Below are 20,225 nucleotides of genomic sequence, written 5' to 3'. Positions count from 1 at the left end.
CACTAAGAAACAATCCTGTAGTGTGCGATGCCTTTGGTTACAGTTCAATGTTGCAGAAATAAAAAAACCGCCGGGAGACCCGGCGGCAGGGAGTTAGCCCGGCGTATTACTTGCTATTGCTGCCATGGCTGTTTTTACCCCCTTTTTTGCCAGCTTCTGATGCACGTTGCGGATCATTCTTGAAGTTACCTCCGCTATGCTGGCCACCTTTACGACCTGCTTCTGATGCTCTGTCACGGTCTTCAGCGAAATTACCGGAACCACCACGATGGTTTGCCATCTCTAACCTCCAGAATGTGAAACATTAGACATCATACTGCATTCAGTAAAAGAGGATTCTTTCACCTCGCGACAAAAGTTCAGTACCTTTAACTGCGCCGCGTGAAACTAAGCTTAGTGGAATGAGGCCATCCGGCAAGCCGAAGGTAATATTCTGCAATAACATCCGCGTGATTTGGAGACACGCAGCAAGAGATTATCCATAAGTCTTTCTTATCATTCTGAAAAATTCACCCGGTGAATATGTTTCATATTGCTACAAGGCACAATCGTTAACATATTGTTATAAATCAAAGAAGTGGCGTTAAAATTTGCAGTCTGGCTATCACGACTTATCTTTAAATGAACGCAGCGATTCGCTGCCAGAAAAAACAAACGAGGAGTGATGCAAAATGGCAAAAGTTCTGGTGCTCTATTATTCCATGTATGGACACATTGAAACCATGGCTCACGCCGTTGCCGAAGGCGCAAACCGGGTGGACGGCGTTGAGGTGGTGGTGAAACGCGTACCGGAAACCATGAATGCCGAGGCGTTCTTAAAAGCGGGCGGTAAAACGCAAAACGCACCTCAGGCAACTCCGCAGGAACTGGCTGACTACGATGCCATCATCTTCGGCACCCCTACCCGCTTTGGCAATATGTCCGGCCAGATGCGAACCTTCCTCGACCAGACGGGCGGACTCTGGGCCTCTGGCGCGCTGTACGGCAAGGTCGCCAGCGTATTCAGCTCTACCGGCACCGGCGGCGGCCAGGAGCAGACGATCACCTCAACCTGGACTACCCTTGCACATCATGGGATGGTCATTGTGCCGATTGGCTACGGCGCACAGGAACTGTTTGATGTTTCTCAGGTGCGCGGCGGTACGCCGTACGGTGCAACCACCATTGCCGGTGGCGACGGCTCGCGCCAGCCAAGTGAAGAAGAACTGGCTATCGCCCGCTATCAGGGTGAACACGTCGCGGGTATTGCCAAAAAACTGCACGGCTAAACCCCAACAGGAGGACAAGTATGCCAACGCAAGAATCTAAAGCTCACCACGTGGGCGAATGGGCAAGCTTACGTAATACTTCACCGGAAATTGCCGAGGCTATCTTTGAAGTCGCGAAATATGACGAAAAGCTGGCAGAGCAGATTTGGGAAGAAGGCAGCGATGAGGTGCTGATCCGCGCCTTTGAAAAAACGGACAAAGACTCGCTCTTCTGGGGTGAGCAAACCATCGAACGTAAAAACGTCTAACGTTCCCCCCCGCCGCAGCGGGGGGTTTTCTTCTATTTCGCCGCGTCGTTCATCACCGCATTGAATTTATCGATTGGGCAGAAGCCGTTTGCATCAATCGGGCACCCTTTTAGCTCCAGCGTCACGCGCTGTGCCGGGGATTCCAGCGACAGCACGCTGGCGTTTCGCAGCTGTTCCGAGCTTTGGTAAACATACTCAATCTTCATCAGCTCGCGGTTGGCGTTTTTGTCATGCCAGCGCTGGAAGACAATTTTGCCCCCAATCGGCGTGCGCTCCTGCTGGTCATGCAGCTGGTAAGTTTTGAAGTCCAGCGCGGTGAGCAGCGAGGCGATGTTCGAATCATGCCCGGCCAGAAGAGTGATTTTTGGCGCTTTAGCCTGCTCGGTCACCAGCGCTTTGTCGATATACTTCACCAGCGGTTTGGCGACGTTTTGCGCCACGTCGGTGGAGGTGAACAGCGAATCCTGATAGCCGTTTTTCAGCTTAGACAGCACGCGCCACTGCTGGTCGGTTTTGATTTCGCCCCAGGCCACCTGGTCCGTAGGGAAGCCTTCGTAATACTGCAGGGTGAAGGCATCCACCAGCGAGTTCCCCACCTTGAGCGGCCCGGAAACGCCGGGCTCTTTTTCATAGTCAGCGCTGAAGGTATCTTTCGCCTCCGTCAGGGAGCAGACTTTTTTCTCCTTGCAGGACGGCGAGTCGGCGTAATTCGTCAGCTGTTCCAGCAGCCTGTAGCTCTCATCAAGCTGCATTTTCTGCCGCTCGGACTCCATCGCCTTGAGCGCTTTTTCGCGGAATTCCGGCGAATTGTCGGTGATCACCGGATTGAAGGTTGGGTCCATGGTGCCCATTTTTTCCTGGTGATGGACGGGAATGTCGCACCCCGGGAACGCGCCGGTGATAAAGAACTGCGCGGTGGCGACGGTGCGCTGCAGGCTGTTGGCGTAGGCATAAACGCTATCCGCTGGCGGGCATTCGCCGCTGGTCACCATTCCCTGCTGCGCCAGCCACTCGCGCATATAGTGCCCCATATAGACCTCCAGCACGCCGCCTTTGGTCGTGAGCTGACCACCCGGCACCTCCCACTCCGGCCACTGCTTCGGCGTGGACTGCTCCAGCACGCTGCCGTTATTGGCGAGCGGCGCGCGCAGGTTATGGCGACTCATGATCAGGACCTGTTCTAACTGATACCCGTCCGGCGTGTCCTGCGCCTGTACGGCAAACGTCAGTGAAAGGCTGCCAGCCACTGCAACAGCAAGTAGTGCTTTTCTCATCCCTTTTTCCTCATGCGTTTTTTTAATGTCGCACTGAGTGTGACAGATCCGTGACAATTTTCCGGGAAGCATTTCTCAAACTGATGATTAACTCGCTTACGGATGGCGTAAAACAGTTTTATAATAAAACCATACCCCCGCTGGAGACCGTATTGTGAAACGTACCCGCCTTGAAGAGAGCACCTGCCCTGTCGCCCGTTCGCTGGATATCGTGGGGGACTGGTGGTCATTGCTGATTGTTCGCGACGCGCTGCGCGGCATCAAACGCTTCGGCGAGTTTCAAAAAAGCCTCGGTATCGCCAAGAACATGCTGACCACGCGCCTGAAGCTGCTGGTGGAGGAAGGCATTCTCACGCTCCAGCCCGCGTCCGACGGCAGCGCCTGGCAGGAGTATGTCCTGACCGACAAAGGCCGCGCCCTGCAAACGGTGCTGGTCGCCCTGTCGCAGTGGGGCAATGAATTTTTGTTTGCCGACAACGAATGCGGCACCGTGCTGGTTGATACCCAACAGCGTAAACCCCTGCGTAAACTGGCGCTTATCGCCGACGACGGCCGCCAGCTTTCCCCAGAAGAGATCGTGCCTAAGCTCCCCTCCTGATCGCCCCCGCCCGGCAAAAGTAAAAAATTGCGCGCAATATGGTTGCATTATAAAACCAAATGACAGAGAGTTAATTCAGTTTCATATTGAAACCAAATAACCCACTTTGCTTTGAGGTAACGCACGATGACTACGCAAATCACCACCGCCCTGATCACGGGTGCCTCCTCCGGAATCGGTGCCGTTTATGCCGATCGTCTTGCCGCGCGCGGTGCTAACCTGGTGCTGGTCGCCCGCCGCGAGGATCGCCTGAAAACCCTCGCTGCCGACCTGCGCACGCGCTACGGTGTGGCCGTCGATATTCTGGTGGCCGATCTCACCGACGAGACCGGGATCCGCGCCGTGGAAGAGGAGCTGCGCAGCAATACCGCGATTGATACGCTTATCAACAACGCGGGCACGGCGCAAATGGCCCCGTTCCTCTCGGGCGAGGTGGCGCAGCATCAGGCCATTAACACCCTGAACACCACGGCGCTGATGCGCTTAACCTACGCTATCCTGCCCCGCCTTGCGCAGAAAAACCGCGGGACGCTGATCAATATCGCCTCGGTGTTAGCGCTACACGTCCGCGCCGGTAGCGCCCTCTACAGCGCCACCAAGGCGTGGGTACTGAGCTTTACCCGTGGGTTACAGGAAGAATTTGCCGACAGCAGCGTGCGCATTCAGGCCGTGCTGCCCGCCGCCACGGCGACGGAAATCTGGAGCCATTCAGGCGTCACGGTGAACGATCTGCCGGAAGGGTCGGTGATGACCACCGACGATATGGTCGACGCGTCGCTGGCGGGTCTGGATCAGGGCGAGCTCATCACCATCCCGCCGATGCACGACGCCGGCCTGTGGGATCGCTACGAAGCGGCGCGCCTTGAGCTGTTTGGCAGCGCGCGCACCGGCATTCCGGCACCGCGCTACGTCAAACGCTAGCCTAACGCTCCAGCTGGTCGCCGTACTCGCTTACCCAGGCGGCCAGCGGGGAGAGCGCTCCCTGAAGGGTTAGCCCCAGGTCGGTTATCTGATACTCCACGCGCGGCGGGATCTCCGGATAGACCGTCCGCGTTACCAGCCCGCGCTGTTCAAACAGGCGAAGCTGTTTGGTCAACTCTTTTTGGGTGATGGGCGCGGCCGCCCTGAGCAGCTCGCCAAACCGCACGGGCGTATTGAGGATAATCAGGCGATAGAGGATCGGGATCGCCCATTTACCGGAAATCAGGTTCACAAACTGCGTCATGGGGCAGGTGTAAACCTCAGATTTTTTTTCGCATGACACGTCCAGCATTTCTGCCATAGCACACCTCTTGCCGCTTTAGTATCCATTTGGTACCTGGTTCCCTTTCGATACTAACGTTTCTATAGTGCTTTCTCCAGTGACATTTCAGGAGAACAACATGGGTCGTTTAACAGAGAAATATACGCTGATTACCGGCGGCACCAGCGGCATCGGCCTCGCCACCGCGCAGGCGTTTATCGCCGAAGGCGCGCACGTTGCCGTTACCGGACGTAATCCGGATACCCTTGCCGAAGCAGAGCGCATTCTGGGCGATAAGGCCTGGGTGATCCCGACCGATGCGGGAGATATCACCTCGCAAAAAGCGCTGGCGGAAACTCTCGCCGCCCGCTGGCCGCGCCTGGACGCGGTGTTTCTCAACGCGGGCGACGTGACGCACGCGCCGCTGGAAGCCTGGCAGGAGGATGCCTGGGACCGCCTGATGAACATCAACCTGAAGGGACCGTTCTTTCTCATTCAGGCTTTGCTGCCGCTGCTGAATAACCCGTCCTCGGTGATCCTCTGCGGCTCCGTGAGCGCCCGCATTGGCCTGCCCACCAGCAGCGTGTATGCCGCGAGCAAGGCCGCCCTGCTGTCGCTGGCGCGCACGCTGTCGGCGGAGCTGCTACCGCGCGGGATCCGCGTCAACGGCCTGAGCCCCGGCCCGGTAGAAACCCCGGCGTTTACGAAGACGGGCCTGAGCGACGAGGCGCTTAACGCGATGATGGCTGAGGTCATCAAGCTGGTCCCGCTCGGCAGAATGGGTTCGACGACGGAGCTGGCAAAAGCCGCGCTCTATCTGGCGTCCGACGAGTCGAGCTACACGTTAGGAACGGAGCTGCTGGTGGACGGCGGAATGGGGAGTCTGTAACTCAAAAGGCGCTGATGCCGGTGACGATGCCGACATACAGCGCCGCCCATACGCAGGCGGAAAGCAGGCTGACGGCGTAGGCCTTTGCTGCATTCAGCCTGAGCATCCCCGCCGCCAGCGGGACGATGTAACGCAACACCGCCAGAAAGCGCGACGTAAACAGCACGATGACACCGTTCTTTTGCAGCTGATGCTGTACCCGCAAGAACTTGTCGGCATGCTTTGAGGTGAAACGCGTGACCAGCCGGGAGTGCCCCATCAGCTGGCCGATATGGTAGTTCAGCACCGAACCCGCCGCTGCGCCCAACACCACGGCCAGCCACGCCAGCGCAGGATGCATGCTCGCCTGGCTGACGGTTATGCCCGCCAGTAGCATCACCGAGGCGGGCGGCAGCACGGAGGAGATCAGCACCGTCGATTTACTCAGCGCCATCACAAATAACAGCGCGAAAAGATGTGCCGGGTAGAGCGCAAAATGATTCAGCAAATTATCAAGCCACGTCATTTTCCTCTCCTCCATTGATTATTTAATTCTTCATTAGAAATGAATCACCTTAAATAAATCCTCAACGCTTTATTAATAAGATTCTTCTAAACCGTTCTTAAACATTATTTAATTTCCCGAGCGGCAATATTAAATAAGCGTATTATCCCTCTCGTTTTACAACGATCTCGTTATGGCGAGGCTCCTGTACAAATACACGTTATCGCTCTGGTGGGTTCGAGAGAACCGGCACAGGGTAAAACAGGCACTGTCGAATCAAGGCTTTGTCAGTATAACTTCCCTTGCGGGATACGGTGTACAGTGCTGAACCCAGGACGTGGGGATCTCCTCTTCGACATGCCCTGTCTTGCTCGCCCCTGAGAGATGTTATTATTCAAAGGGAATTCACTATGTCTTACGCTATTCACAACCAAAATCTGGCATTCAACGACAGCGCGGTCGCGCAATATATGAATACCGATTTTATCGTCCTCGATATTTCATTATGCGTGGCGCTGGCGCGCGAGCAGTTTTTCGAAAAATTAAAAGACGATGATATTCCGTCGCATATTTTTATTGAAGATAACGGACGCCTGGCGGGCATGATTGCGGTGCGCAAATTATTGCAGACCGCGGATACGCTACAGCCGGTGAAGGCACTGATGATATCGGAATTTATCCAGGTTAAACCCGACGATGAACGTGCCGATGTTGCCGGACTGCTGGCTCACGGCAGCGCGGATGTGGTGCCAGTGGTGACGCACGGCAAGCTGGTCGGCTGCCTGACCGAGCGCGAAATTGCCCACCTGCTGGAAGACGACGTCACCGAAGACGCCCAGCTTCAGGGCGCAACGCTGCCGCTCGAAAAGCCGTATCTGGAAACCAGCGCCTTTAACCTGTGGAAGAAACGCTCCGTCTGGCTGCTGCTGCTGTTTGTCGCGGAAGCCTACACCAGCTCGGTGATCCAGCATTTCGAAGAGGCGCTTGAATCCGCCATTGCGCTGGCGTTTTTCATTCCGCTGCTGATTGGCACGGGCGGGAACAGCGGCACGCAGATCACCTCGACGCTGGTGCGCGCGATGGCGCTGGGCGAAGTCCATCTGCGCGACGTCGGGCGCGTGCTGCGTAAAGAGATGACCACCTCGCTGATGATTGCCGTTACGCTGGGCATTGCCGGCTGTATTCGCGCCTGGATGATGGGCATAGGGCTGGAAATCACGCTCATCGTCAGCCTGACGCTGGTGTGCATTACGCTGTGGAGCGCGATTGTGTCATCCATTATCCCGATGGTCCTCAAACGCTGCCGTATCGATCCTGCCGTGGTCTCCGCGCCGTTCATCGCCACGCTGATTGACGGCACCGGGCTGATTATCTACTTCAAAATTGCCCAGTACACGCTGGGGCTGGAATAACCCACCGCACCGCCCCAAAGCAAAAACCCCTGCGATATTGCTATCGCAGGGGTTTTCTAATTTGGCGGAAGCGTAGAGATTCGAACTCTAGAACCCTTTCGGGTCGCCGGTTTTCAAGACCGGTGCCTTCAACCGCTCGGCCACGCTTCCAAAGTGAGGCGCACTATAAACATCTCTCGGCGCTATGTAAAGCGGGAAATGAAGGAATTTGAATGTCTTCCGCCAGAAATCCCCCTTTACTGCTCTCTGTTGCTCTGAACATAAAACTATGTATTATGTTATAACATAACAATTTGGAGTTCAGGATCGTGTCTATCAATAAAGCGCTGCTGCTGGCTACACTGCTGACGTTTACGCATATCACATTTGCATCAACAAGTTATCCGTTAACGATGGAAAACTGCGGGCTCAAGGAGACGTTTACGCAGCCGCCTCAGCGGGTCGTAACCGTCGGCCAACACGAAACTGAACTGCTGCTGGCGTTAGGCCTGGAAAGCAACATCAGCGCCACGTCGGTTTGGTTTGGCAGGCTGCCGGACGCGCTGGCTGAGAAAGGCAAAAACCTTCATAAGCTTGCCGATAATTCGCCGTCATTTGAAGCCGTCGTGGCGCAGAAACCCGACCTCGTCCTCGCGCAGTATCACTGGCATATCGGCCCGCAGGGTGAAGTGGGCACCCGCGAACAGTTTTCGTCGCTGGGTGTAAAGACGTGGATCTCCCCTGCCGACTGCATGAACAAAGGGGTTACGGAGAATTCGAACGCTGACGGGGCGCGCACCGCACCCTTTACGCTGACGGAAATCAAACGCGAAGTTACGGAGCTGGCGGCCATTTTTAATGTTTCAGCGCGGGGCGAGCAGCTCAACCGCGAGCTGACGGCGCGCATTGATAAGGCAAAAGCCAGAGCGCGCGCCTCCTCCACGCCGCTGAAGGTCGTCTTTTGGTTCTCCAGCAGCCGCCTGAACGGCGATCCCTGGGTTGCGGGTAATTACGGCGCGCCCGGCTGGATCGCCAGCACGCTCGGTTTACAGAACGTCATCGATTCCCACGATGAGTGGCCCGCCGTGACCTGGGAACATATCGCCCGGTCGCAGCCGGACGTCATCGTGATTGCGGATATGTCCCGCCGACTCTATCCGGCCGACGACGTGGCGATAAAAGAAGCGTTTCTGCGAAGCGATCCGGTGACAAAGAACATTCCAGCCGTTCAGAAAGGCCGCATTATCGTGGTCCCGGCGATGTCGCTAAATCCCTCGCTGCGCAACGTCGATGCGGTTGAACACATCAGCCAGCGGCTGGCAGCGTTTCAGCGCGAACAATGAGAAAATTGTCATCCACTTCCCGGCAGCACGGGCTGCTGGCGGCTGGCGTCCTGGCATTGCCCCTGATGCTGATTTTCGCCGCCAGCATTGGCGATATCACCATCTCTTTCACGAGTACGGGTAAAGCCATACTCAACGGGCTGGGACTCACCTCGTTCGACCTGCCGCAGATAGAGGAAGGCATTATCTGGCAATACCGCATGAGTCGGGCCCTGATGGCGGCGTGCAGCGGCGGCGGCCTGGCGCTCTGCGGTCTGGTTCTGCAGTCGATACTGCGCAACCCGCTGGCGGAACCCTATCTGCTGGGCATTTCCGCCGGCGCCTCGCTGGGCGCGGTGTGCGTTATGCTCCTGGGGCTCGGCGGCAGCACGCTGGGCGTCAGCAGCGGTGCCTTTATCGGCTCCTGCGCCGCTTTTGCGCTTATCATGGTGATTACCAACGGCATGACCGCCAGTCCGCCACGGATTTTGCTGGCGGGGATAGCCGGTACGCAGCTTTTCAACGCCCTGACGGCGTATGTCGTCAGTACGTCCGCCAATGCCGAACAGTCCCGCAGCGTAATGTTCTGGCTTTTGGGAAGCCTGAGCGGCGTTCGATGGCCCGACGCGCTGCTGGCGCTGGCCGTCACGCTTTCCGGCTTGCTCGCCGTGTTCATCTTTTCCCGGGCGCTGGATACCTTCACCTTTGGGGATGAGGTTTCAACGACGCTGGGTATTCCGGTGACCCTGGTGCGCATCGCGCTGCTGCTGGTCTGCGCATTGGTCACGGCAACGCTGGTAAGCGCTATCGGAGCCGTAGGATTTGTCGGGCTGGTTATCCCGCACGCGACGCGCATGCTGAGCGGATCGGGCCATCGCCATTCCATCCCGCTGACGTTTCTCACTGGCGCCCACTTTATGATCCTGGCCGATATTGTGTCGCGAACCCTTATCGCGAACCAGGTGCTCCCCATCGGCGTGGTGACGGCCCTGGTGGGCGCTCCTGCGTTCGTCATACTTCTCTATCGCAACAGGGAGGATAAAAAATGAATATTTCTGTTTCCGGACTGACGATGACCCGGCAGGCCCAGACCGTGCTGAACAATATCACCCTCGAGTTTTCATCCGGGCAAATCACCGGCCTTCTGGGCCCTAACGGCTCGGGAAAATCCACGCTGCTGCGCTGCCTTGCCGGCCTTTTCCCCCGCCACGCCCATCACGTTGCGATCGGGGACGTGGCGCTGGGGAAAATGCCGCTAAAAGCGCGTGCCCGCTGCATGGCGTTTGTCCCTCAACACGTGGAGGTCGACGGCGATCTGTCCGTCGAGGAGATTGTGCGCCTGGGGCGCACGCCTTACAAAAGGGCGTTTCAGGGCGCCAGCCGCGAGGATGAAGCGGCGGTGAATGCATCCTTAATCCAGATGCAGCTGTGCGAACTGCGTAAGAAAAGGTGGCGGCAATTATCGGGAGGCGAGCGCCAGCGAACCCAGATCGCCCGCGCGCTGGCCCAGCAGCCGCGCGTGCTGTTGCTTGATGAACCGACAAACCACCTGGACATTCAGCACCAGCTGGAGCTGATGCGGCTCATTTCTCGCCTCCCGCTCACGGTGGTCGTCGCACTGCACGACCTTAACCTGGCGGCAAATTTTTGCCAGAGACTGGTGCTTCTTAAATCCGGGCGGGTTTCCGCCGCAGGCGAACCGGACGAAGTCCTGACCCCGGAAAAAATTGAAATGACCTGGAACGTCAAAGCCCTGGTCAGGCGGGAAGCGGCACGGATCGCGATTGGGTATCAGATGGCGTAAACGAAAAAACCCTGCGATATTGCTATCGCAGGGTTTTCGAATTTGGCGGAAGCGTAGAGATTCGAACTCTAGAACCCTTTCGGGTCGCCGGTTTTCAAGACCGGTGCCTTCAACCGCTCGGCCACGCTTCCTAAGTGAGGCGCACTATAAACACCTCACCGCGTGCTGTAAAGAGCACGCCCATTCGTTCGCTTTAAAAATAGCCAAAATGCGTTTAATCGGTTGAATAGACAACATATTGGCCATTTTCTCAGCATAAAATACACCGTCCAGCCTTAGTGCTTTTTGATGTACATATCTTTAGTGAAATAGTACCCGAGCTTGTCCGGCGTGAATCCCCCCACCCACGGCTTCACCAGGTGCGTGCGAACATAGTGATAAACCGGGATCGCGGGAACATCTCGCCCGAGCAGATCTTCTGCCTGCTGGTAGAACTTACCGCGCTCTTGCGGAGTTTTCGCTTTGGCAGCATCCATCAACGCCTTGTCGTAGTCAGGGTTGCTGTACTGGCTGGTGTTTTCGCTGTCGCCGGTGCGGAAGTTATTCAGGAAGGTTGCCGCGTCGTCGTAATCGGCGATCCAGGCATAGCGCACCGCGTCAAAGTTGTGGGTGTGCATAGTGTCCAGCATGGTTTTCCACTCCTGATTTTGCAGCTTCGCGTCCACGCCGAGATTTTTCTTCCACATCGAGCTGGCGGCAATGGCGATACGCTGGTGCGATTCAGAGGTGTTATAGAGCAGGTTGAAGCTGAGCGGATGATCGGCGTTAAATCCGGCCTCGGCCAGCAGCTTTTTCGCCTCGGCGATGCGTTTGTCCATCGGCCAGCTGGCGTAGTCCGGGTTCTGTAACTTCACGCCACCGATATCCGGCTGGCTAATTAGCCACGCCGGGCGCTGCCCCTGTCCCAGGACTTTCTCTGCTATGATGTCCTTATCCAGCGCCATGTTCAGCGCCTTACGCACGCGAACGTCGTTGAACGGCGGTCGGGTGGTGTTGAACTCGTAATAATAAGTGGCAAGCTGCGGAGAAACGTCCAGTTCGCTGCCCAGCGTTTTCTTCAACTGGGCAAACTGGTTGATCGGCACCGTATAAACGATGTCGATTTCACCCGCCTTATAGCGGTTGACGTCCGACGCTTCGGACGTAATGGGCAGATAGGTCACTTTGTTGATAACGGTATGTTCGTTATCCCAGTAGCGCGGATTACGCTCGGCCACGATGCGCTCGTTAACCACCCACTGCGACAGTTTATACGCGCCGCTGCTGACAAAATGGTCTGGTTTGGTCCACTTATCACCGTAGCGACCAATCAGGACCTTATCCACCGGGACCAGCGACGGGTGCGCTAGCATCGCCAGGAAGGCCGCGTTGGGCTGCGTGAGCGTCACTTCCAGCGTGGTGTCGTTGACCGCCTTCACGCCGAGCGTGTCGGGGGCTTTTTTGCCCTGGGCAATATCCGCCCCGTTCACAATGTGCATATTGCCCGGATAGCTGGCGTACGGTGAGGCCGTTTTAGGATCGACCAGACGCTGCCAGCTCCAGACGATGTCCTCGGCGGTAATCGCGGTGCCGTCGCTCCAGGTGATGCCCGGGCGCAGATGGAACGTCCAGACGGTGTTGTCCTTGTTCTCCCATTTCTCCGCCAGGCGCGGCTGTATCTCGCCCTGCGGGGATACGCTCACCAGCCCGTCGAATAAATCGCTGATAATATTGAATTCGACATCGCTTTCGACTTTATGCGGGTCCAGCGATGAGGGCTCACTGCCGTTATTCCTGACCAGTTCCTGCCTGTCCGCCAGCGGGGTTCCTGCCGGCACGTTAGCCGCCCGGCCTGCCGTGCTGGCGCACAGTATGGCGGCGGTTAACAAAGAGAGTGTAAAGTTAGTGCGTGTTTGTGGTTTCATTTCCTTCGCCTTATTGTCTATTTTATGACGATCCGGAAATAACTCTTAGCGCTCGGGCTTAAATAAGGCAATATATTTCAGTAACCTATAAGAGGTTGATCTGAATAAAGCCGTCAAACCGCTGTTCATACCGTTGAAAAGGATTTCTTTAGAATAAATCACCAGCTTCAGCGCTAACGTGCTGAGTAAAGATGGGTAAAACCATTTTGAGTCTGGCGTCCCGTTTCCTATTCTTGCCGTTAATTACATCTGTCATAAGAGAGTGACTCATGGATCGTATTATTACGTCTTCACGCGACCGCACATCGCTACTCAGCACCCACAAGGTGCTGCGCAATACCTATTTTATGCTCAGCCTGACGCTGGCGTTTTCCGCAATCACCGCAACCGCCAGCACCGTGCTGATGCTGCCGTCTCCGGGGCTTATCCTGACGCTGGTCGGCATGTATGGCCTGATGTTCCTGACCTACAAAACCGCTGACAAACCGGTCGGTATTTTGTCTGCATTCGCCTTCACCGGCTTCCTGGGCTATATCCTGGGGCCAATCCTTAACGCTTACCTGTCTGCCGGAATGGGTGACCTGATCGGTATGGCGCTGGGCGGCACCGCGCTGGTGTTCTTCTGCTGCTCGGCCTACGTGCTGACCACGCGTAAGGATATGTCCTTCCTCGGCGGGATGCTGATGGCGGGTATCGTGGTGGTGCTGGTCGGTATGGTGGCGAACATCTTCCTGCAGCTGCCTGCTCTGCATCTGGCGATCAGCGCCGTGTTTATCCTGATTTCATCGGGTGCCATCCTGTTTGAAACCAGCAACATTATTCGCGGCGGCGAGACGAACTACATTCGCGCAACCGTGAGCCTGTACGTGTCGCTGTACAACATCTTCGTCAGCCTGCTGAGCATCCTGGGCTTCGCAAGCCGCGATTAAGCAGAACGTGAATTATAAAAAGGAGAATGCCCCGGCATTCTCCTTTTTTTATGCCTTAATCACCCCGGCAAATATAGGTGGGGTAACGCCGGTCCTGAATCAGCCACACCGAGGGCGAAAGCTCGGAGATCGTGAGATAGTAGCGGGCGGTCGGCCAGGCGAAGCTTCCCCACTGGGCATCGGGGGTATTGTCATTGTGTCGACGCCAGGTTTTGGTGTAGCTCAGGACAATCACCTTATCATCGTCCCGTCGCTCCCACGTAAAATCCACGTCCCTGTCAACGATCAGGCTCCGGCCCTCAGCCTTTGCCGCGCCTTTGTAGGTGGTCAGGCCGGTGCCGTTACGATGAAAATAGAACTGGGCAACGGCGTTGACCTTCACTTCATTTGCCTTTCCTTCATTGCGCGTAAAATTAAACTCGGTGCTGCAGGCCAGCGCATCGCGCTTATAGGCCCCGCCCGTGTAGATAAAGAGCGCAAACGCTCCGCCAATAACCGCGCCACCCAGCCCGAACAGAAGTTTGTTTTTCATTCTTCCGCCCCGCTTTTATAGCGAATAGTTTTACACAGGCTGGCTTCACTTACCGGGCAGGCACCGATGAACACCTCATCGGCGGCGGCAAGCGAAAAGCGGGCGCTGAAATAATAAATGTTGTACTCCTCACGCTCGCACGCGACGTTATTTTTCTTCAGCAGCTCGGTCAGTTTCGATAACACCAGCGGTCGGCCATGATCGTTAACCACCCAAAGCCGACAGCCGGCTATTTTTTCCTTAACGGGTTTTAGGGTCGCGGGCACGGTTATCTCAAGCTGTCGGCTAAAAAACAGGCTAAGCCCCACGGCTGACGTCGTTAATACCGCTAAAACCAGCCACCACTTTTTGGATAAACGCTTATATCCTGACGGCTGTTCGACGGATGGCTGAGGCACTTCGGGCGTAACGCTCTCTACGGGCTTAAAAATAACGTCGGCGTCAAAGCGGAATCCAAACCGGGGCACGGTCACGATAAACTCGTGGCTGTCGCCCAGGGCGTGGAAACTTTTGCGTAATTCGCTTACCGCCTTATTGAGGTTATTTCCCGATGGCGTAAAGCCGAACTCCTCCCACACGCGAGTGATCAATTCCTCCCGGCTCAGGTCGCGCCCTTTATGGCGAATAAATTCCTGTAAAAGACGAACGGCCGGAGCCGAAAGCGTTAATACAGACTCGGGTTGCCCAACAATACTTATTGCATGTGCTTCAGGATCGAATAACAACGAATTATTGCATATAAAAAACATCTTTCATTCTCGGCTGTTACCGCATGCTTTTTAATCCCTGATACAACGACAAGAAAATCGCCTCCTGAACTGATTATTTTTTCATCAGAAGGAGTTTTCTCCCCATCCCGGGTCGCGGTATTTTCGCTTAACTATACAACCTTAAAGCCAGGAAAGCAGGATAAAAAACTGTATATAACGAGTTAATTAATACAAATTTTCACAAACCGCTGTTCTGGTTAAAGTTTCCCTGCCCTGAAGCAATACGTTAGCAGAGGGTGTCCCGTTGTGAATGCGCCGGGAAAGAACTCAACGCAGGCGGACCGAAAGTGAAACAGAAAAATAGTGTGAATAAGAAAACTGCCTTTTATATCGCCGCGCTGTCAGCGTCATTTTTCTCGGAAATGACAATGGCCAATATGAGCGTGTATCCCATGGAACTCAACGTGGACAGTTCCGGTGCGGCGCAAATAAAAGTGGCATCTAAAACGGATGATATTCAGTTCATTCGAGTGAGGCAAAAGAAAATTCTTAATCCGGGAACGCCGCAGGAAAAAGAGATTGACGTGGCTTCGTGGAAAGAAGGCGGCGTAGTGGTCACGCCCGAAAAATTCGCCCTCTCGGCAGGCGCAATGCGCGTGGTTCGTCTGGTATCACTCACGCCGCCGGCGAAGGAGAGTACCTGGCGGGTCTATTTTGAAGGCGTGAAGCAGCCTGACAGCATTATTCCAGGGCATTCAGAAGAATCTGGCGCAACGGCAAAATTGGGGGTCAACGTTATATGGGGCGCGCTCGTCCATCTCGCGCCGGAAAAAAGCCTCGTTTCGCTGTCAATCGACCCGGCTCGCGGGACGTTAAAGAACAGCGGCACGCTGCGCGTCCCGCTCAGGGAGATCGGTATTTGTCAGTCGGATGAAACCTGCAAATGGGTGAAAGAAGACGCCACGATTTACCCGGATACCGAGCGGAAATTAAAAACGCTCGCGCAGGTTAAAGGCCAAAAATATAAATTCCGCTACTTCAACTGGGTGAAAAAAACCGCTGAGGAAGCTGATTTACCCGTCGTGCAATAACACGACGTCACTGTAAAAAAACCACGTGTGGTTTGTTTAAAGAGCCAAGGTGCTCATTTGTAAATATGGAGATATCAATGCGTAAATTAATTAAACCTCTGATGATTGCTGCCGCGATGACCACGTCCGTTAGCGTCCTGGCGATCCAGAAAGATATTACCGTCAACGCCAGCGTTGATTCGCAGCTGGACCTGACCCAGGCCGATAATACGCCTCTGCCGGCCAGCATCGATATGCAGTATCTGCCTGGCCGCGGGCTGGAAAGCTACCGCGTGAATACCAAGGTATGGTCAAACTCCGCCACCAGCAACGTCAAGGTTCGCCTGGTAAGCGCTGCACAGCTGAGCAATACGGAAGGCGATCAGGCCGTACCGATGACCGTGAAGCTGGGTGATAAAACCCTAACCACCGCCGATGCCGAATTTACCGGAACTGAACTGTTCCCGGGCAGCATTGAAAACGGTTCTGCGGTACTGCCTCTGACCATTTCTCAGACCACCAAAGGCATTCTGAAAACCGGCCAGTACAGCGGCGTTGTTAGCCTGATGCTGACTCAGGCGACCACCACGGAAGGCGGTGCGTAACACCCAGCACCTAAGGAATAACGTCAGAGGGTATTCACCCTCTGACGTCAGGATGATGTCGAGGCTCGTTCATGGCGTTTCACAGAAATACTCTCCTCTTTGTTGCTTTGTTACCCGCATCTATCCAACTCGCCTGCGCCGAGATGGCCGTTCCGGCAGGGTTTGAAGATCTCGCAAAAACGCAGCGCCTGTGGACGGAAGTCAGCCTGTACGGCGAATCGCTTGGCCTTTTTGAAACGGATATTAATCTTGAAACGGTGAGCTTTGTCGCGCCGGATACCGTAGTCGCGGCCATCAAGCGCCAGTTTAATGACGACCCTGCCCTGATCGCCACCGTCTCTGCCGCACTGGCCGTTCCGCTTGCCCGTAACGGCAACCTGGCCTGCAGCAGCAACGGCTCGGCGACGGGATGCGATTATATCGACACCCGGCGCGCGGCCATTATTTATGACGAAAACAACGCCCGTATTAGCCTGTTTTTGGACAAAAAATTCCTGCCAAAACCGACGGCGGAGAATCAGTGGTATCAGCCCACGCAGGGCACCGAAAATGCGCTGATACATCAGCAAAACATCAACTTTGTCGCCGACCGGGATTACCAGTCAGCGACGGTTCAGGGCAACGGCGCGCTTGCCGTCACGCAGGATGGCTACCTCAATCTGGACTGGACCTGGCTGGGCCAGCGTTCCCGTCACGAGCAACAGCAGGAAATGACCGTCAATAACGCCTGGTTCCGCCAGGATTTACTGCGTCAATATTATGTGCAGATGGGCGCGATGGATACGCGAGACCTGTTCAGCAACGCCGGGGGGAATATCACGCTCAGCCAGCTTCCGCTGGGTAAAATTCGCGGCCTGCGCACGGGCTCAACTAGAGCATGGATCAACCCGGTTCAACAGTCGAAGGGAACGCCCATCACCGTGCTGCTTTCCCACGATGCCCGCATTGACGCACGCCGGGGCAACCAGCTGCTGGCGAGCTTTTATCTCAACGCCGGTGCGCAAAACCTGGATACCCGCGCGTTCCCGGACGGAAGCTATACCGTGACGCTGTCCATCTACGAAAATAACCGGCTGACGCGCACCGAGCAGGTGCCGTTTACCCGAACGGGCATTACGCCGTTTGACCGCGTCGAGTGGTTCCTGCAGGCGGGCGAAACGGACAATAGCGACGCAGACGAACAGCGCCGCGCCGTCGCGCAGGCGGGCGTGCGCCTGCCCGTCACGCCGACGCTGGCACTGACCAGCGGCGCAACGGTGATGAGAAACCAGCGCTTTATCGAAAACGCCCTCGACTGGAGCCGCGGCTTCAATGCGGGCCCCGTCGACGGCGTGTTAAGCACCCGGTTTAGCTACCTCTACGGCAGCGAAGGACAACGCGGCAATATTCAGCAAATCAGCTACAGCGATGGATTTTCCCTGAGCGTCTATCGCAACGCGCTGTCGGCGGACAATTGCAATACCCGCAGCGCGGGATTCGACGCGGTGAACGGCTGTTATCGCAGCCTGTCGGTGATGTTCTCCGTCCCCGTCGGTTCCTGGTATGCCAGCCTGGGGTATTCGGACAACCGCAACGAAGGGCGGTACGTCTCCCGGCGAGAGCTGCCGGACAATGACGATCGCCACGACGCGGGCCTGCCGTGGGAGTCGGTCTATATGACCCGCTCCCGCACGCGGGCCTGGCAGGGCGGTCTGAGCAACGCGTTTAGCGCCCGCGGCCTGAACGTCAACAGCAGCATCAACCTGTTCATGCGTCGGGATGATTCCCGCGAGGGCAAGGACAAAGGCGGCTACCTGAGCGTGAGCGTGTCGCTGGCGCATAACCGCCAGGGTGATGCCTCAAGCTATACCTCCGTGGGCGCGACCTGGCAGCACCAGCAGCGGGAAAAGAATCAGCTGAGCTATAACGTGGCGCATAACTGGTATGCCGACGCGCGCGGCGAGAATGAGTATGGCCTGAGCGCCTCGGGCATTAATGGCGATTCGCTCAATACCTCGGCCTACACGCGCCAGGGCGGGCGATACGGCAACGGAAGCCTGACGGTGAGCGACGCCTGGGATCGTCAGGAGCAGCGGCATACGCTAAGCAGCAGCGGCAACTACAGCTCTACCCTCGCCCTCTCGCGCTCGGGGCTGTGGATGGGCCGCTGGAGCGACGGGCGCCCTGCGTCTGCTGTCGCCGTGCAGGTCGCTACGCCTGAGGATTCGCAGGACCCTCGCGTCGCCGTGTCGCTGGACAACGGCGGCAGCGCGGATATTCCGGCAAACAGCCGCGCCCTGTTCGCCGTGCCGGGCTATCAGCAAACCACGCTGACGGTGAACGAATCGCTGAATGTTTCCCACGGCGTCAGCAGTGAAATTACGCAGGGTTCGGGCAGCAGAACGCTGTTTATGGTGCCGGGCAAAATGCTGCGTCGGGACGTGCAAACCACCGCGAGCTACACCTGGCTCGGCCAGCTCACCGACGAACGCCATACGCCGTTTATCGGCGGCGTGCCGCTGAACGTGAACGGCTGGAGCGATCTCGGCAACGGTGGGTTTAGTGCCCACAGCGATGCGCTGCTGCATAACCTCTACCTGGTGCGTCAGCAGCAGTTTTATCAGTGCGCGCTGAACGTGAAAAGCATGCGCGACGTGGTGCGTTACGTGGGTTCGATCCCCTGTCGGGAATTGACCTTCTCTGCCCTGCCGGATGCCGTCCAGCAGCAGGCGCAGCTGATGCTTGCCGGACGTTCGGTGCCGACTGGCCCAACCGCAATGAATGCAGAGAACCTTACCAAAGGGAAATGATGTGAATAAGTCTCTCTTAATTTTAACGATCTTTATCCTGTGGGCAGGCCAGGCGCAGGCGGGCGCCCCTGCCGGGCGTAATACCAGCGTGGGAATTAGCTACGATCGCTCCGCGCCCCCGGCACGCTTTGACATCTGGGTGCATGAGCCGAGCGGCTACGATACCGCCGATCCGCAAAAATGGGGGCGAAATACCCTGACCTGTCGTTCCCGCACCGACCCCACCTACGGGGCCTGCATGACTGCCCCGGTCTGGTTTTCGGCAAACCCGGCTGCGCCTTATCCCATCTCGCTCCGTTTTACCCATGCCCTCACCAAAAAAACGGTGGATATCAAGGTGTACGGCGAACACCACATGTTTATCAACAGTAAAGTCTTTACCTTCGCCAGCTTTGTTACCGGCGGGACGGGCGATATCACCGCCTGGAACAGAGAGCCCTATTTCGATTACTACATTGTGAGAAGCGAACTGGACAAGCTCGCCCAGCCGGGCATCTGGACCGCCACGCTGAGGCAGGACCTGCGTCAATGGGGAAGCGCCGACTGCGGCGGGAACTTCAACGATGTGAACGTGGGATGCCCCGGCTATCTCAGCATCGCCACCTGGCAGGCGACGGTGCGTATCGAGGTGGTCGACCCGGGCAATCAGCAGATTTACCTGCCCGCATTTCCGCACTCGACGCCTATTGTAAACCTCAACCTGACCAACTTCCCGGGACGGCCCGGCGGGAGTGAGATCCAGGGTGAAAGCACGGTGGACATGTGCCTGTACGACGGCAATAACAGCGCCAGCACCCGCGCGTACCTCCGGTTTGAGGATGACGGGCTCGCCGCGGCTGGCCGGACCGAGGGGGCCTTTTCAATCCGCCGTCGCGGTGGAAGCCAGACCGACGCGCGGGATCGTCTTGATTATCAGGTTCTTGTGACCAATCCGATCACCGGCGCAACGGAAACCGCTGCCAACGGTAAAACGCTGGTGTGGCAAGGCACGAACGATCCGCAGCATCTGCGCCAGGTCATTCTGCCCGGCGGCCGCGAAAGCGTGCTTTGCATTCCCGCGCCGATCGTCCTGAAGACGCCTTCGTTTGCCGCCAGCAGCAAAAATGCGGGCGATTACACCGGCACGCTGCGCGTTATCTATACCCCCAGTACGCTATAACGAGGT

Annotated in this window: 21 protein-coding genes, 2 tRNA genes and 1 riboswitch; of the genes, 14 read left to right on the top strand and 9 right to left on the bottom strand. The window is 56.5% G+C overall.

The annotated features are described in order from the left end of the window. Nucleotides 1-106 precede the first annotated feature (106 nt). Nucleotides 107-280, bottom strand: coding sequence for a con-10 family general stress protein (locus VPX56_RS08440; protein ID WP_131635494.1), 174 nt, complete (start codon nucleotides 278-280; stop codon nucleotides 107-109). Between the two features lie 391 nt (nucleotides 281-671). On the opposite strand from VPX56_RS08440, the gene wrbA reads away from it, so the two are divergent. Beyond that, entirely contained in the window at nucleotides 672-1,268 is a 597-nt protein-coding gene (gene wrbA / locus VPX56_RS08435) for an NAD(P)H:quinone oxidoreductase (RefSeq protein ID WP_131635495.1), read from the top strand. A 20-nt stretch (nucleotides 1,269-1,288) separates the two neighbouring features. Then, complete coding sequence (locus VPX56_RS08430) at nucleotides 1,289-1,516, top strand: YccJ family protein (protein ID WP_131635496.1); 228 nt, start codon at nucleotides 1,289-1,291, stop codon at nucleotides 1,514-1,516. Between the two features lie 32 nt (nucleotides 1,517-1,548). Here the strand turns inward: VPX56_RS08430 and agp are convergent, their stop codons facing one another. Beyond that, nucleotides 1,549-2,790, bottom strand: coding sequence for a bifunctional glucose-1-phosphatase/inositol phosphatase (gene agp / locus VPX56_RS08425; RefSeq protein WP_326471074.1), 1,242 nt, complete (start codon nucleotides 2,788-2,790; stop codon nucleotides 1,549-1,551). Between the two features lie 154 nt (nucleotides 2,791-2,944). Here agp and VPX56_RS08420 point away from each other — a divergent pair, with 154 nt between their 5' ends. Both VPX56_RS08420 and VPX56_RS08415 read left to right on the top strand, forming a co-directional pair. Further along, on the top strand, nucleotides 2,945-3,388 hold the full coding sequence (locus tag VPX56_RS08420; protein ID WP_131635498.1) for a winged helix-turn-helix transcriptional regulator: 444 nt from the start codon (nucleotides 2,945-2,947) through the stop codon (nucleotides 3,386-3,388). A gap of 126 nt (nucleotides 3,389-3,514) precedes the next feature. Continuing rightward, nucleotides 3,515-4,309 carry an SDR family NAD(P)-dependent oxidoreductase gene (locus VPX56_RS08415; protein ID WP_131635499.1) on the top strand — a complete coding sequence of 265 codons (795 nt, stop codon included), beginning with the start codon at nucleotides 3,515-3,517 and terminating at the stop codon, nucleotides 4,307-4,309. A 1-nt stretch (nucleotide 4,310) separates the two neighbouring features. Here the strand turns inward: VPX56_RS08415 and VPX56_RS08410 are convergent, their stop codons facing one another. After that, nucleotides 4,311-4,670 carry a winged helix-turn-helix transcriptional regulator gene (locus VPX56_RS08410; protein WP_042718861.1) on the bottom strand — a complete coding sequence of 120 codons (360 nt, stop codon included), beginning with the start codon at nucleotides 4,668-4,670 and terminating at the stop codon, nucleotides 4,311-4,313. 100 nt (nucleotides 4,671-4,770) lie between these two features. Here VPX56_RS08410 and VPX56_RS08405 point away from each other — a divergent pair, with 100 nt between their 5' ends. Next, on the top strand, nucleotides 4,771-5,520 hold the full coding sequence (locus VPX56_RS08405) for an SDR family oxidoreductase (RefSeq protein ID WP_131635500.1): 750 nt from the start codon (nucleotides 4,771-4,773) through the stop codon (nucleotides 5,518-5,520). A 1-nt stretch (nucleotide 5,521) separates the two neighbouring features. On the opposite strand, the gene VPX56_RS08400 is transcribed toward VPX56_RS08405, so the two are convergent. Beyond that, nucleotides 5,522-6,025, bottom strand: a complete 504-nt coding sequence (locus VPX56_RS08400) for a DedA family protein (protein WP_326471069.1) — start codon at nucleotides 6,023-6,025, stop codon at nucleotides 5,522-5,524. A gap of 159 nt (nucleotides 6,026-6,184) precedes the next feature. Beyond that, nucleotides 6,185-6,354: riboswitch (M-box (ykoK) riboswitch) on the top strand. Nucleotides 6,355-6,414: 60 nt separating this feature from the next. On the opposite strand from VPX56_RS08400, the gene VPX56_RS08395 reads away from it, so the two are divergent. Then, nucleotides 6,415-7,416 carry a magnesium transporter gene (locus VPX56_RS08395; protein WP_326471067.1) on the top strand — a complete coding sequence of 334 codons (1,002 nt, stop codon included), beginning with the start codon at nucleotides 6,415-6,417 and terminating at the stop codon, nucleotides 7,414-7,416. A gap of 62 nt (nucleotides 7,417-7,478) precedes the next feature. On the opposite strand, the gene VPX56_RS08390 is transcribed toward VPX56_RS08395, so the two are convergent. Continuing rightward, a tRNA-Ser gene (locus VPX56_RS08390) sits at nucleotides 7,479-7,566 on the bottom strand. 158 nt (nucleotides 7,567-7,724) lie between these two features. Between VPX56_RS08390 and VPX56_RS08385 the strand changes: the two genes are divergently transcribed. Genes VPX56_RS08385 through VPX56_RS08375 form a run of 3 tightly spaced genes read left to right on the top strand, consistent with a single transcriptional unit; the run spans nucleotide 7,725 to nucleotide 10,521 of the window. After that, on the top strand, nucleotides 7,725-8,738 hold the full coding sequence (locus VPX56_RS08385) for an ABC transporter substrate-binding protein (RefSeq protein ID WP_326471065.1): 1,014 nt from the start codon (nucleotides 7,725-7,727) through the stop codon (nucleotides 8,736-8,738). Beyond that, nucleotides 8,735-9,766, top strand: coding sequence for a FecCD family ABC transporter permease (locus VPX56_RS08380; RefSeq protein WP_131635504.1), 1,032 nt, complete (start codon nucleotides 8,735-8,737; stop codon nucleotides 9,764-9,766). Before VPX56_RS08385 ends, VPX56_RS08380 begins: the two co-directional genes overlap by 4 nt. Beyond that, a complete protein-coding gene (locus tag VPX56_RS08375; RefSeq protein ID WP_326471062.1) occupies nucleotides 9,763-10,521 on the top strand; it encodes an ABC transporter ATP-binding protein in 759 nt (252 codons plus the stop codon). The genes VPX56_RS08380 and VPX56_RS08375 overlap by 4 nt, the downstream gene beginning before the upstream one ends. Before the next feature lie 43 nt (nucleotides 10,522-10,564). Here the strand turns inward: VPX56_RS08375 and VPX56_RS08370 are convergent. After that, nucleotides 10,565-10,652 (bottom strand) — tRNA-Ser (locus tag VPX56_RS08370). A gap of 144 nt (nucleotides 10,653-10,796) precedes the next feature. After that, nucleotides 10,797-12,425: an ABC transporter substrate-binding protein gene (locus tag VPX56_RS08365; protein WP_326471060.1), complete on the bottom strand. Its 1,629-nt coding sequence runs from the start codon at nucleotides 12,423-12,425 to the stop codon at nucleotides 10,797-10,799. Nucleotides 12,426-12,694: 269 nt separating this feature from the next. Between VPX56_RS08365 and yccA the strand changes: the two genes are divergently transcribed. Then, on the top strand, nucleotides 12,695-13,354 hold the full coding sequence (yccA, locus tag VPX56_RS08360; protein WP_131635507.1) for an FtsH protease modulator YccA: 660 nt from the start codon (nucleotides 12,695-12,697) through the stop codon (nucleotides 13,352-13,354). Between the two features lie 55 nt (nucleotides 13,355-13,409). Here the strand turns inward: yccA and VPX56_RS08355 are convergent, their stop codons facing one another. After that, nucleotides 13,410-13,886, bottom strand: coding sequence for a hypothetical protein (locus VPX56_RS08355; protein ID WP_263609191.1), 477 nt, complete (start codon nucleotides 13,884-13,886; stop codon nucleotides 13,410-13,412). Beyond that, nucleotides 13,883-14,635, bottom strand: a complete 753-nt coding sequence (locus VPX56_RS08350) for a winged helix-turn-helix domain-containing protein (RefSeq protein ID WP_131635509.1) — start codon at nucleotides 14,633-14,635, stop codon at nucleotides 13,883-13,885. Before VPX56_RS08350 ends, VPX56_RS08355 begins: the two co-directional genes overlap by 4 nt. 308 nt (nucleotides 14,636-14,943) lie before the next feature. On the opposite strand from VPX56_RS08350, the gene VPX56_RS08345 reads away from it, so the two are divergent. The 4 genes from VPX56_RS08345 (at nucleotide 14,944) to VPX56_RS08330 (ending at nucleotide 20,219) form a co-directional block, all read left to right on the top strand. Then, complete coding sequence (locus VPX56_RS08345) at nucleotides 14,944-15,687, top strand: fimbrial protein (RefSeq protein WP_131635510.1); 744 nt, start codon at nucleotides 14,944-14,946, stop codon at nucleotides 15,685-15,687. Between the two features lie 77 nt (nucleotides 15,688-15,764). After that, entirely contained in the window at nucleotides 15,765-16,271 is a 507-nt protein-coding gene (locus VPX56_RS08340; RefSeq protein ID WP_131635511.1) for a CS1 type fimbrial major subunit, read from the top strand. A 71-nt stretch (nucleotides 16,272-16,342) separates the two neighbouring features. Then, on the top strand, nucleotides 16,343-19,060 hold the full coding sequence (locus VPX56_RS08335; RefSeq protein WP_326471054.1) for a TcfC E-set like domain-containing protein: 2,718 nt from the start codon (nucleotides 16,343-16,345) through the stop codon (nucleotides 19,058-19,060). Nucleotide 19,061: 1 nt separating this feature from the next. Further along, nucleotides 19,062-20,219, top strand: coding sequence for a CfaE/CblD family pilus tip adhesin (locus VPX56_RS08330; RefSeq protein WP_326471052.1), 1,158 nt, complete (start codon nucleotides 19,062-19,064; stop codon nucleotides 20,217-20,219). Nucleotides 20,220-20,225: the final 6 nt, after the last annotated feature.

Source organism: Enterobacter wuhouensis (assembly GCF_035835995.1).
Taxonomy (GTDB): Bacteria; Pseudomonadota; Gammaproteobacteria; order Enterobacterales; family Enterobacteriaceae; genus Enterobacter; species Enterobacter wuhouensis.
Note: the sequence above shows the minus strand (reverse complement) of the source record. Positions and strands in the feature narration are given on the sequence as shown.

Excerpts from the sequence above, each read along its gene's own strand:
- VPX56_RS08375 (WP_326471062.1), top strand. The coding sequence starts at position 9,763 with ATGAATATTTCTGTTTCCGGACTGACGATGACCCGGCAGGCCCAGACC.
- VPX56_RS08410 (WP_042718861.1), bottom strand. The coding sequence starts at position 4,670 with ATGGCAGAAATGCTGGACGTGTCATGCGAAAAAAAATCTGAGGTTTAC.
- VPX56_RS08400 (WP_326471069.1), bottom strand. The coding sequence starts at position 6,025 with ATGACGTGGCTTGATAATTTGCTGAATCATTTTGCGCTCTACCCGGCA.
- wrbA (WP_131635495.1), top strand. The coding sequence starts at position 672 with ATGGCAAAAGTTCTGGTGCTCTATTATTCCATGTATGGACACATTGAA.
- VPX56_RS08365 (WP_326471060.1), bottom strand. The coding sequence starts at position 12,425 with ATGAAACCACAAACACGCACTAACTTTACACTCTCTTTGTTAACCGCC.
- VPX56_RS08430 (WP_131635496.1), top strand. The coding sequence starts at position 1,289 with ATGCCAACGCAAGAATCTAAAGCTCACCACGTGGGCGAATGGGCAAGC.
- VPX56_RS08415 (WP_131635499.1), top strand. The coding sequence starts at position 3,515 with ATGACTACGCAAATCACCACCGCCCTGATCACGGGTGCCTCCTCCGGA.
- VPX56_RS08380 (WP_131635504.1), top strand. The coding sequence starts at position 8,735 with ATGAGAAAATTGTCATCCACTTCCCGGCAGCACGGGCTGCTGGCGGCT.
- VPX56_RS08350 (WP_131635509.1), bottom strand. The coding sequence starts at position 14,635 with ATGTTTTTTATATGCAATAATTCGTTGTTATTCGATCCTGAAGCACAT.
- agp (WP_326471074.1), bottom strand. The coding sequence starts at position 2,790 with ATGAGAAAAGCACTACTTGCTGTTGCAGTGGCTGGCAGCCTTTCACTG.
- VPX56_RS08395 (WP_326471067.1), top strand. The coding sequence starts at position 6,415 with ATGTCTTACGCTATTCACAACCAAAATCTGGCATTCAACGACAGCGCG.
- VPX56_RS08405 (WP_131635500.1), top strand. The coding sequence starts at position 4,771 with ATGGGTCGTTTAACAGAGAAATATACGCTGATTACCGGCGGCACCAGC.
- VPX56_RS08335 (WP_326471054.1), top strand. The coding sequence starts at position 16,343 with ATGGCGTTTCACAGAAATACTCTCCTCTTTGTTGCTTTGTTACCCGCA.
- VPX56_RS08340 (WP_131635511.1), top strand. The coding sequence starts at position 15,765 with ATGCGTAAATTAATTAAACCTCTGATGATTGCTGCCGCGATGACCACG.
- VPX56_RS08440 (WP_131635494.1), bottom strand. The coding sequence starts at position 280 with ATGGCAAACCATCGTGGTGGTTCCGGTAATTTCGCTGAAGACCGTGAC.
- yccA (WP_131635507.1), top strand. The coding sequence starts at position 12,695 with ATGGATCGTATTATTACGTCTTCACGCGACCGCACATCGCTACTCAGC.
- VPX56_RS08355 (WP_263609191.1), bottom strand. The coding sequence starts at position 13,886 with ATGAAAAACAAACTTCTGTTCGGGCTGGGTGGCGCGGTTATTGGCGGA.